This is a genomic window from Pseudomonas sp. S1_E05, from assembly GCF_056337105.1.
In genome coordinates this window covers 1,442,334-1,455,154 of record NZ_JBFRHM010000001.1, presented here as the reverse complement: position 1 = coordinate 1,455,154, position 12,821 = coordinate 1,442,334, and the positions used below count along the sequence as shown (strand labels likewise).

General features: G+C 60.6%; 4 protein-coding genes. 1 reads left to right on the top strand and 3 read right to left on the bottom strand.

The window, feature by feature from the left end:
- Positions 1-44: 44 nt before the first annotated feature.
- Together AB4N33_RS06765 and AB4N33_RS06760 are read right to left on the bottom strand one after the other, a co-directional pair.
- Positions 45-1,079, bottom strand: a complete 1,035-nt coding sequence (locus tag AB4N33_RS06765; protein WP_476456782.1) for an acyltransferase family protein — start codon at positions 1,077-1,079, stop codon at positions 45-47.
- A 108-nt stretch (positions 1,080-1,187) separates the two neighbouring features.
- Positions 1,188-3,485: a fatty acid cis/trans isomerase gene (locus AB4N33_RS06760; protein WP_476456781.1), complete on the bottom strand. Its 2,298-nt coding sequence runs from the start codon at positions 3,483-3,485 to the stop codon at positions 1,188-1,190.
- Positions 3,486-3,638: 153 nt separating this feature from the next.
- On the opposite strand from AB4N33_RS06760, the gene metH reads away from it, so the two are divergent.
- On the top strand, positions 3,639-7,349 hold the full coding sequence (gene metH, locus AB4N33_RS06755; RefSeq protein WP_476456780.1) for a methionine synthase: 3,711 nt from the start codon (positions 3,639-3,641) through the stop codon (positions 7,347-7,349).
- A 252-nt stretch (positions 7,350-7,601) separates the two neighbouring features.
- Here metH and AB4N33_RS06750 read toward each other — a convergent pair whose 3' ends face one another.
- Positions 7,602-12,815 carry a dermonecrotic toxin domain-containing protein gene (locus AB4N33_RS06750; protein ID WP_476456779.1) on the bottom strand — a complete coding sequence of 1,738 codons (5,214 nt, stop codon included), beginning with the start codon at positions 12,813-12,815 and terminating at the stop codon, positions 7,602-7,604.
- Between the last annotated feature and the right edge of the window lie 6 nt (positions 12,816-12,821).

The following is a 12,821-nucleotide window of genomic DNA, read 5'->3' as shown; positions in this document are numbered from 1 at the left end:
AGGCTTGGGCGCAGTTTACGCCAATCATCGCGCCGCACAAAGTCCTAGTATTTTTGTCGGGAAATAACCGACTGACTTTGGCGAGCGAATTCGCCGTCAATCCGCTGTTTTAGCCACCGATAGCTGCACTTTTCCACCCATTGATAACTTGCCCAAGACCCTGCGCCGATGGCAAGGACGCATACGATGAACATCACGTACGGGTTTACCCCGTAGCGCTGCGCGATAAAGCCGCCTGCCGACAACACCAACACGTGCATCAGATACACCGAGTAGGAGCAATCCCCTAGCCATTTCAGCAGCCGGCGACTCTCGAAAAAGCGCTCCAACGCCATGCAGGCCATCACCAGCACCGCACTGGGCAAGCCCCAGGCGAGAAAGCGTGGTTGCGGCGGCAGGTGGTAAATGCTCAGCAGCGCACCACCGATCCCCATGAGTGGCAGATACAAGCCGGGCTTGATCCACCCACGGCGGTAGATCATGCCGATGGCGATGCCCAACAGGAACTCATACACGATGCTCGACCGGTAAAACTCGCTGATCCAGCCATAGCCGGTCCAGGCCTCACAAACCGCAAACAGCAGCGCCGCGACGATCAGCAGCCGCCATTGCAGGCGGAACAACAGCGCCCAGGCAAACAGCACGTAAAACAGCATTTCGTAATTGAGCGTCCAGCCGACATTGAGCGTCGGATAAATCCCGTAGCCGCCGGGGTTTTGGGTGGGAATGAACAGCAACGACAAGAGGAAATGCGACCAGTCGACCGTCTGACCCGGCAATAAGGGCCGGGCGAACACAACGAGCAACGCCATCAGCACCGTGTACAGCCAATAGGCCGGCACGATGCGAAACAGCCTGTAGAGCAGAAAGCGCCCAGGTGGAAGCGATTTGCCTTCGGTGGAAAGGAAAATCACCAGGCCGCTGATGACGAAGAAGATATCGACCCCCACCGCGCCCTTGTCGATGAACAACTGTCCAATCGGCCCACGGGCCTGGAAGTCGAAGAAAATCTGCATGAAATGGTGACAGACCACGGTCCAGGCCGCGAGGGCGCGCAGTGCCTGTACAGAAATCAACATCGATCGCTCTCCGGGAATTGTTTCCCCCGCGCCCACAGGGGGATCAGCACAGGCAGGGGAATCGGCGGTGTATATAGAGTCCGACACCGCCACCCCGGCAAAGGTCGATCAAAGATTCTCGTAGCGATTCATGTCCAGCACGCCCTCTTCCACCGGATCGGTCTCATGGATGTACTGGCTCAGGTCATGGAAATAGAACCAGAACTGCGGATGACTTCGGCGGATCCCCCAACGTTCGACGATTTTCTCGAAACGATTGGCGTCCTTGGCATTTTCCATAGCCTCTACGAACGCTGGCACCTGGGCCGCAGGAATGTTGAAGATGAAATTCGGGTAGCTGCTGAGCACGCCCGGGAAGATGGTCAGCGTATCCAGCCCCGGCTGGTAGCGCAGCGACTCGCCGAGCAGGAACGCCACGTTGCTATGGGCGCGGTTGCGCAGAAGGCTGTAGACCTCGCGCTTGCCGCTGGACGTCTCGATTCGCAGCATCGTCGCTTCCGGCAACTGGTCAATCACTTTCAATCCCGCCGCAGGACGCGAAGTCAGGCGGCTCAGGACCTGTTCGGCACTTTGCAACTCAGGGTCAATGTTGGGACGTGAGCAATACGCGCCGTCGCAACGGTTGATCGGGTCTGGTTTGGCGTTCAGCTCGCCATAGCGCACGAGCAATTGCTGGGCGAAATCGTACTTGGGGTCTTTGGGGTCGAGTTTAAGCGCGGTGGGCTTGTCGTCGTCGATATCTTCGTAGTCCATCCACATTTTGATCTTGCCGCTGTTCTGGTACCAGTCATCGAGGTAACCCTCGCGAGAATTGGCCGGCATCAGACGCAGGAAGTTCTGTTCGGCGCCGTTGCGGATCAGGTCGAAATACAACCGCGTCTGCGCCTGATGGGACACGTTACCGAACACATCGAAGTTCACCGCCAACTGGTAGTAGGTGCGCTCCAGCAAGGGGTAGTCGAATAGCCACATCGTCTGCGGCACTTCGCCGATCAGGCCCTTTGTCACGGCGGCGCTGTCAAAATGACGGAAGATGCTCAGCAGCGCATTGTTGTTACCGGCCCAAAGGGTCGACCAACTTGGCGCCGGCAGGTCAGCGTAACTGTCGCGCCGCAAGGCTTCGTATTCGTTGCGCTTGTTACGGTAGTCGTGCCACAGGCCAATGACGCTGCCAACGTCGTCGTTCTGTCCCGGCATCGCCAGCAAGGGCGTAGCCTGTCCCCGGTAATTGGGGTCGGTGATGTAGAGGTCGTGCTCCGGCGCCTGGAACAACGCCCAGAAGTTGTCGCGAATCACATCCGTGGCGATCTGGCCCCGGCACACCGGGCCGCGAATGAAAGTGCGCACGAAGTATTCGGCGTTATCGAGCATGAACTGGTAGCGCGCCTGGGCCGGAATGGCCTCAAACGTCGAAAACGGGTTGGCTCGGCGCTCCGGCCCGTAGCCCGGCAAGGCGTTGACCTGCCAGTTGCCGCTGTAGAACAAGCTTTTGACCCGCGCCATTTTTGCCGCGCTCAGCGGGTAGGTGATATGGGTCTTGTGCACGATCACACCCTGCACCGGCCACAGGCGATAGTAGAACTCGGTTCCGGGATCGTCGTTCGGGCGGCGGGTGTTGATCACGTTGATCGGTTGACCCGTTGGCGTCCGCGAGCGCACCCACTGGAAAAAATGCCCCGGCTCACCGTCCTTGAAATAGAGGTGCGCAAGGAACCAGTGCTCGTATAACCAGCGTCCTACGAGGCTTTGCCGGGCGCCCGGCGCATTGAGCAGGTTTTCCCATTGCATCACCTGCATCGCTTCGTTTGCGCTTGGCGCCAGGCCCTTCTCGTCAATCGGCGCCCCCGAAGCGAGCCAGCGCTGCAAAGTCTGGTATTGCTGATCGGTCAGGCCGGTGACGGCCAGGGGCATGCCCTGTCCAGGATGGGTGCTGGTATAGGTATCGAACTCCGCCGGCATGGCACAGGTGTTTTCGCGGTTCAGACCCAGGACGATGTCCTGCGGTAATTTGGCATTGGGCTGCAACGGCGTGTTGTGGCCGAACTCCAGCATCCGCGCCATCAGCGCGGCCTGGCTGCCCTGGGCGTCGAGTACTGAGTAGAAGCCTTTCTGTTGCCAGGCACGCTTGCCGGTCGCGTCATAAAACAACCGGGTTGGCGTCGCCGCCTGGGTACGCTCCCCGTCGTAGACAGGCGATTTGCTGGCGCCACGCGCCGCGCCTTCGCCACTGCCCAGGTTGAGCTGGCAGGCGGAGTCATAGCAGGCGTGGCAAGCCACGCACTTTTCGGTAAAGATCGGTTGGATATCGCGGGTGTAGGAAAGACCCGGCGCAGCCGGCAGACCTTGCGCCACGGCGCCCCAACTTAAAAGCAGCAACACGCTGCCGATGACGACGCGATACGACATGGTCTGTTCCGATCCTTGAAAAACGCCGCGATTGTACAGACCCGGCCGCCCCACCAACATGAGCGATATTCATGCAAAACCTGCACATGCTCTAGAAGCCCGCAGGTTTGTTATGATTCCGCCCCTTCGTAATGGTCTTTCCGAGTAGTTCTAATGTCCGATCGCAGCCTTCGCCTTCAAGCACTCAAGCACGCCCTTAAAGAGCGCATTCTGATTCTCGATGGCGGCATGGGCACAATGATCCAGAGCTACAAGCTCGAAGAACAGGATTACCGTGGCAAGCGCTTCGCCGACTGGCCGAGCGACGTCAAGGGCAACAACGACCTGCTGGTACTGACGCGCCCTGACGTGATCGGTGGCATCGAGAAAGCCTACCTGGATGCCGGCGCTGACATTCTCGAAACGAACACCTTCAACGCCACGCGGATTTCCATGGCCGATTACGGCATGGAAGGCTTGAGCTACGAGTTGAACGTAGAAGGCGCACGGCTGGCGCGCAAGATCGCCGACGCAAAAACCCTCGAAACGCCCGACAAACCACGCTTCGTCGCCGGCGTGCTGGGCCCGACCAGCCGCACCTGCTCGCTGTCCCCGGACGTGAATAACCCCGGCTACCGCAACGTCACCTTTGACGAACTGGTGGAGAACTACACCGAATCGACCAAAGGCCTGATCGAAGGCGGCGTTGACCTGATCCTGATCGAGACGATCTTTGACACCCTCAACGCCAAGGCGGCGATTTTCGCCGTCCAAGGCGTGTTCGAGGAATTGGGCATCGAGTTGCCGATCATGATCAGCGGCACCATCACCGATGCCTCCGGCCGCACCCTCTCCGGCCAGACCACCGAAGCGTTCTGGAACTCGGTGGCCCACGCCAAGCCGATCTCGGTCGGCCTGAACTGCGCCCTGGGCGCCAGTGAACTGCGGCCTTACCTGGAAGAGCTGTCGAACAAGGCCGGCACCCACGTTTCCGCGCACCCCAACGCCGGCCTGCCCAACGAATTCGGCGAGTACGACGAATTGCCGTCGCAAACCGCCAAGGTCATCGAAGAATTCGCCCAGAGCGGCTTCCTCAACATCGTCGGCGGCTGCTGTGGCACCACGCCAGGTCACATCGAAGCCATCGCCAAGGCCGTGGCCGGTTATGCGCCGCGCCAGATTCCCGACATCCCCAAAGCCTGCCGCCTGTCCGGCCTGGAACCGTTCACCATCGATCGCCAGTCGTTGTTCGTCAACGTCGGCGAACGGACCAACATCACCGGTTCTGCCAAATTCGCCCGCCTGATCCGTGAAGACAATTACACCGAAGCCCTGGAAGTCGCCCTGCAACAGGTCGAAGCCGGCGCCCAGGTGATCGACATCAACATGGACGAAGGCATGCTCGATTCGAAGAAGGCCATGGTGACCTTCCTCAATCTGATCGCCGGTGAACCGGACATCTCCCGCGTGCCGATCATGATCGACTCCTCGAAATGGGACGTCATCGAAGCCGGCCTCAAGTGCATCCAGGGCAAGGGCATCGTCAACTCGATCAGCATGAAAGAAGGCGTCGAGCAGTTCATTCACCACGCCAAACTGTGCAAGCGCTACGGCGCGGCCGTGGTGGTGATGGCCTTTGACGAAGCCGGCCAGGCCGACACCGAAGCGCGCAAGAAAGAGATCTGCAAGCGCTCCTACGACATTCTGGTCAACGAAGTGGGCTTCCCGCCGGAAGACATCATCTTCGACCCGAACATCTTCGCCGTGGCCACAGGCATCGAAGAACACAACAACTATGCAGTGGACTTCATCAACGCCTGTGCCTACATCCGTGACGAGCTGCCCTATGCGCTGACCTCCGGTGGCGTGTCCAACGTATCGTTCTCGTTCCGTGGCAACAACCCGGTGCGTGAGGCGATCCACTCGGTGTTCCTGCTGTACGCGATCCGCAACGGCCTGACCATGGGTATCGTCAACGCCGGCCAGTTGGAAATCTACGACCAGATCCCGACCGAACTGCGCGACGCCGTGGAAGACGTAATCCTCAACCGCACCCCGGAAGGCACCGACGCCCTCCTCGCCATCGCTGACAAATACAAGGGTGACGGCAGCGTCAAGGAAGCCGAGACCGAAGAGTGGCGCAACTGGGACGTCAACAAGCGTCTGGAGCATGCACTGGTCAAGGGCATCACCACCCATATCGTCGAAGACACCGAAGAGTCGCGCCAGTCGTTCGCCCGCCCCATCGAAGTGATCGAGGGCCCGCTGATGTCCGGCATGAACATCGTTGGCGACCTGTTCGGCGCCGGCAAGATGTTCCTGCCGCAGGTGGTCAAATCCGCCCGCGTGATGAAGCAGGCCGTGGCACACCTGATCCCGTTCATCGAACTGGAAAAAGGTGACAAGCCGGAGGCCAAGGGCAAGATTCTCATGGCCACGGTCAAGGGCGACGTGCACGACATCGGCAAGAACATCGTCGGCGTGGTGCTGGGTTGCAACGGCTATGACATCGTCGACCTGGGCGTGATGGTGCCGGCAGAGAAGATCCTGCAGGTGGCCAAGGAACAGAAGTGCGACATCATCGGTTTGTCGGGCCTGATCACTCCATCGCTGGATGAAATGGTCCACGTGGCGCGCGAGATGCAGCGCCAGGACTTCCACTTGCCGCTGATGATCGGTGGCGCCACCACTTCCAAGGCGCACACCGCGGTAAAAATCGAGCCTAAATACAGCAATGATGCGGTGGTGTACGTCACCGACGCCTCCCGCGCCGTGGGTGTGGCGACGCAATTGCTGTCCAAGGAGCTCAAGGCCGGTTTCGTCGAGAAAACCCGCAGTGAATACATCGAGGTCCGCGAACGTACGGCCAACCGCAGTGCCCGCACCGAGCGCCTGAGTTACGCCGCCTCCATCGCCAAGAAACCGCAGTTCGACTGGGGCTCCTACCAGCCGGTCAAGCCGACCTTCACCGGCACCAAGGTGCTGGATAACATTGACTTGAAGGTGCTCGCCGAGTACATCGACTGGACACCGTTCTTTATTTCCTGGGACCTGGCGGGCAAGTTCCCTCGCATTCTGCAGGACGAAGTGGTGGGCGAAGCGGCCACCGCGCTGTATGCAGACGCCCAGGAAATGCTCGCTAAACTGATTGACGAGAAACTGATCAGCGCCCGTGCGGTGTTCGGTTTCTGGCCGGCCAATCAGGTGCATGACGACGACATCGAACTCTACGGCGATGACGGCAAACCATTGGCCAGGCTGCATCACCTGCGCCAGCAGATTATCAAGACCGACGGCAAGCCGAACTTCTCCCTGGCAGACTTCGTTGCGCCCAAGGACAGCGAACTGACCGACTACGTGGGCGGTTTCATCACCACCGCTGGCATCGGTGCCGAAGAAGTGGCGAAGGCTTACCAGGACGCCGGCGACGACTACAACTCGATCATGGTCAAGGCCCTCGCGGACCGTTTGGCCGAGGCCTGTGCCGAGTGGCTGCACCAGCAGGTCCGTAAGGACTACTGGGGTTACGCCACGGACGAGGCGCTGGACAACGAGGCATTGATCAAAGAGCAATACAGCGGCATCCGCCCGGCGCCAGGCTACCCGGCCTGCCCGGATCACACCGAGAAAGCCACGCTGTTCGCCCTGCTGGACCCCGAGGCCGCCGAAATGCGCGCCGGACGTAGCGGCGTGTTCCTCACCGAACACTACGCCATGTTCCCGGCGGCAGCCGTCAGCGGCTGGTACTTCGCGCACCCTCAGGCGCAGTACTTCGCCGTGGGCAAGGTCGACAAGGACCAGGTGCAGAGCTACACCTCGCGCAAGGGCCAGGAACTGAGCGTGACCGAACGCTGGCTGGCGCCGAACCTGGGTTATGACGATTGATGCAGCGCCTGTAGGAGCAGCCGGTCGACGCTCGAATGCTCGCGATGGAAGATCAGACACCGCGGGGCATCAGGCCGCCCGTGTCATCGTTGACCACCATCGCTAGCAAGCTAGCTCCTACAGGGGATTTGCGAACACCCAACATCTGTAGAAGCAGCCGGTCGACGCTCGATTGCTCGCGATGGAAGATCAGGCACCGCGGGGCATCAGGCCGCCCGTGTCATCGTTGACCACCATCGCTAGCAAGCTTGGTTATCTGCGGCGCCTCCCGGACATTTCTTCGGCGCTGTCGGTGGAAGACGCGTCCATCGCCGCCCAATCGGGATTGGCGAGCCATCGTTCGATGTTATCCCGCGAGATGCCCAGCACCTTGTTCCCACCTACCCGGTCGAGGTGAGCCAGGAGCCGTTCGAGGGTGTCCGTCGTTAAATAGCGCAGGATGCCAAACAGGTGCGTGCCCCTCAGTAATCGATCATGGGTGCCATCGAACGCCTCTTGAGGGATATCCTGAATCGGGTTTCCGGCCAGGCTCAACTCTTCCAGGCTGGGCGCCTGCAAGACACCTTCAGGCCACTCCCGCAGGTCATTGCCATTGAGATGCAGGCTTTGCAGCGACTCGGGAATGGGGCCTACGAAACGGTTCATCTGGTTGTAGTTCATTTCCAGCTTGCGTAGCCCGCGCAACGCTTGCAAGCCTGCACCGTCGAAGGTCTTGATCCGGTTGTAGCTCAACCGCAACGATTCAAGCTGTGCCATCGCCCCCAGATCCTGCCCCAAGGCCAGCAGATCGCTGAGACGGTTGCTGGATAATCCCAATGTTTGCAGACGTGTCATGGCAGCGACCGCCGACGGCACACGCTCCAGGCTGTTAAGGCTCAGATCCAGCGAGCGCAACCCGCTGAACACCGGGAGAAAGCCATGGACGTCGGCTTCATTCAATCCCACGCCGCGCAGGTTCAACGATTGCACATGTCCGAAACCTGTCGGCAACTCAGGCAGCTCCCCCAGGCCAGCGATGCTCGACAGATCCAGCGTGGGCACGCGCTCCCGGGACATGGCGTTCAGACCTTCTTTCCAGCACGCCATGATCCGCCCTGCCGCTTTGCTGCGGCGCTCGGAAGCTGTCCAACGCCCACCGTACGCGGCGCTGCCTGTGCGCCGATGAAAAATCCAACCGTTCAATTGCCGGGTGATCGCTTCGAACCGGTGCCCCCACTCCTCGACACGCGCGTCGACCCAGATGTCGTCCGCGCCAACGCGCCAACCCTCGATGACTTCCAGGGCCTCTCCCTCGGTAAATGAAGGGTCAACCCTGCGCAAGCGACCGACAAATGACGGCACACTTTCGGCGGCAGGCAGCGCCGGTGGCAGTGGCAGCAATCGGCTGGCAAGTAGCGAGCCGTTTTCGAAAGGCTGTACGGCGTGATCCGGGACAGGCTCCAGGGCGAACGTGTGCAACGCACCATCGGGCAGGCCTAAGGCTGATTCGCATCGACGCCTGGCCAATTGAAGTTGTTGCCGGGCGGAATTCGATAACGGCGCTCCGGTCAGGTTGGTGTTGATCAACAATTCATCCCGCGCCAACGCTTCGGGCGGCAGCTCGCGAATCAGCGTGCCACGCAGGTCGAGCCAGCTCAGGCGCGGCAACCTGTCGGCGCCCCGAGGCCATTGTTGCAGCGGCGTGCCCTCCATGATCAGCGTCTCCAGATCCGTCATGGCACTCACATCGAATTGATACAACGGGTTGTCCGAAAGATCGAGCTTGCGTAGCCGACCCGCGTTCTGTGGGGCAATCGGATCGATAATCAGGCGGTTACCCCGCAGATCAAGGTATTGCAGGCCTGAAAAGTTATGGAGCAACTCGCGAATCTGCTGGTCGGTGGAATTGGGCACACGCAGGCGCAACGTCCACACGTGAGAAAAATCGGCTGTCAGCGCCGGCAGTGGTTCATCGCACACCAGGTCGAGTTGCCGGTAGGCCGCGTTTTCAGCGGCGAATGGCCTGCCCCGCCAGGTATTGCGCAAACTCAGGGCGACACCTGCCTTCTGTTCAAGGTCACCCCCGTGGGTCACCCAATCCTCCAGGGTTTGTTCAAGTGTCAGCCATTGCTCGCGCAGTCCTTCGAGCATCTGCAGGATCTGTATATCGTTTTGTCCGGCGCGCAGCAGCGCGAGCACCATTGCATTGGCTTCGGCCATTTCCAGGTCGGGATACAGATGCTGCAGGCGTAACACCAGCCCTACATTTAACCCGGAAGAACCGACCAGCCCTTCGCCGCTTGCCGGGTAGCCCACCAGGTTCTGCCGGATACGCTGTGGGGGCCGGAATGCACGGCCATGCCGACTCTGCGGCTCCAGGATCGCCGCACTGTGGTCGACATGCTCCGTCGCATATCGGCAGATGGCTCGCTGCAACGCGGGACTGTCGGTGACCAGAGGCATACCGAGCGCCTGCCGGGTTGGCGCGGGCAAGGCATGCAGAAGCGCGGCATGGAAATGGTCGATGGAAGCCGAGGGTTGGTTCAGCGCTTCGCCGTCGTCGTTGAACGCCTGGTAGAACGGGCCTTTCTGCACCACGTGGCAACGCTGCGCTGCCGTCCGGGGGCCAATGGCATCGAGCAGCCGTCCCGTAATGCTCCCTTCGCGGATCTCCAGGCGTACCTCATCGGACCAGCCCGGCAAACGCTCAAGCGTGTGTACAGCCAGGCGCCGTGCATCGGCTGACAGCATGTTGCGCATGTGCAGCTTTGCCAGCGCGCGGGTCAAGCGACCACGCCTGGCGTACCAGCGTGCCTCCCGGAGCATTGACCGTGGCACCTTGGTGGTGTTCCTCACAATGGCCATGTCCACGGCGCTGGCATGGGCCAGCACTTCGTTCGCCGCGGCATCACTGAGGCCGGGGTACACCCGTTGCAACGGGTCGGCCAGCGCAGTGGCCTGAGCATTGCGGCGATAAAAGCTTTCAAACAGTAATGACCGTCTGGTTCGGGCCTGAGCGGCGATCTGCTCCCTCAATGCCTGGGCGCGCCAGCCACGGTTCTGCGCGGCCTCTGCCCCCAACAGCGCGACGATCTCGGCTTCGTCCAGGGCTTCCAGTACCCGCATCGGCAACTGCGCGGTGAGTACATCGTATCGACTCATGCGAATCGGCGGTTTCACCGGCGCACCAGCCTCCAGCGGGGCCTGGCCGTACTCGGCCCGCATGCCAGACAGGCCTGGCCTTTCAAATATCTGCAGGATTCGCCCGGCCGGCCAACGCGGTAACTCCGTGATCATCGGCACTGCGTGCAAATAACGCTCGTCGATGAGCTCGCCGCTCACCACCTGTTCAATCACCTGTGTGACGTCGCGGTCGGCGCCCCATAGCCGCAGCGCATCGGCAAGCTCCGGTGGTGGCAAGCGGTTGTCCATGTGCATCCGGCGCAACGCGTTATCACTGACCCCGGCGATGTCAGCGATCGTGAGCAGTTGTTCATCGCTGCACGCATCGGTGATATGGCCCATTCGCCGCAGCAGTCTCAAGCGGCTCCAGCTCAACGGGTTTTCCAGGACGTGGCGCCAGGCGCCGGCTGCATTGTGCGCCAGTACCGGTTGATAGGCCTGCGCATCGGTTGGATGCCTGATGCGCCAGCGTTTGAGATCACGGTCAAAAACCTGCTCGTAGACCTTGCCTTCGAGGCGGATAAACGACCTGTCGTCCAACGTGTAACGGCCCATGGCATCCGGCCCGGTATCGGGATCGAAGGCGCCTGGCACTTCATAACCGGCCATGTCCGACCTGCACAGCCGTGCGCTGCCATCAGGCAAGGTGACCGGGTGCAGGTCCTCAATCACCGGCATTGGCTCGACTGCCGACAACTTCGACAGCCCCTTGCCAGCACTCGCAGTGAGCCCCAACAACAGCAGGTTCTGCGCAACATCCAACAAATGTGCCTTGGCGGCCTGGCGATCGCCCTCGCTCCATTCGACCACGCCCTCGATCGACTCCGCCAGCAACTGGCACGCCATCAACGTCATCATGACTTCACCCAGAACCGGCACGAACATCGAGACCGAGCCCAGGATCAGCATGCCAATGTTCAGCAATTTATCGAACAGGGCGTCGCGTTCCCGAGCATCGACAGTTGCCGACGGCACGGCGTAACTGAGGGCATCGGCGATCTGCTGCTGGCGATGTCGCTCGAACAGCCAATCCCAGAGATCAATGTTGCGATCACCGTCCCTTTCGAGCAGGACGAACAACGGTGCGAGAAACGGCTCGGGGTTGGCCACCTGGCGGATGGCCGGCGCCGGGGCCAACTGTTCGACCTGGGTGCCGGGCAATCGGCTGAGCCCATTGATAACGTCGCTGATCAGAGAATAGTGCGCCCGCAGCTCGCTGATGAACGGGGTGTCGGGAGCGTCCACGGTGAACTGGCTGAAGAAGTACGGTCGATCGGCATAAGCGACAAACCGGCTGAAAAATTGCTGGTAGGCGGTGGGGCTGCCCGCGTCTGTGCCCCGGGCAGTAAAGTGCTGCTTGAGCGTCGCCTCCACTTGCCCAGGCTTATAGCGCTTCAAGGGATGATGCGGATCGTCGGGGATGAAAAGCAGCAGGTCTTCGGGTGTCTCGAGGGTTTTGCCAATCGCGAAGCCGATGCAGCCGGTCAACGGTCGATTCATCAGGGTCATTTCGCACAGCCCGATACGCTTTTCGCCCTGTCGGGGATTTCGTTCGCCCTGGATGATCGCCAGAATCGAGGTGTAATCCTCAGGTTCGATATCTTTTTGCAGCAAGGCCCGCTCAGCCGCCGTGCGCAGGGCGGTTTTCTGCACCGTATTGAACTGCTCGCGCATCGCGTGCTGCGTGGCAGATGCGTCGGGGTATACGAAGGCCTTGAGGTACTGCTGATACTGCCCGCCAATGTCCAGCACTCGGCAGGCATGGATGAACTGACTCACCGTCATGGAGGTGCCGAGCGCCTCGAAACGCCCCGACTGCGCGGACTTGACGACAAACCCGGACGCCCGGTGATAGGCATCGAGCTCGCACTCGGCTTCTTCAAAGTTGTGCAGTGCCGCTTGCAACAATGTCCTTTGCGACACTTCGAAGGCGCCCACTTCGATGGGGATCACGCGGCCCACTTCAATGGGTTTCAGCAAATGTAAAAAGGTGTGGTTGACGTCGAGATCGACATCGAACTCGGCCTTCAGGTGTTCGCGCAGTCGCGGCTCGGCGAAAGCCTGGATGTCTTGCAAGCCCGCCATCGACCTGGACCACTGGTTCTGCGCAATGAAGTGGGCGACCAGGCTTTCGTCGAACGCCTTGCGTTGTTGTCTTGAGGCTTCTCGATACCAGGCGGGCAGCGGCGCATTGGCGCTTTTCAGCGCGTGCAGGTGCTGAGGCGTTGCCTGGTTCACCCAATATGGGATCGACTGCTCAAGCAATGGAGCGTGAATGCTGCGGGTGACGTGCGGGTGAGACATGCTTTT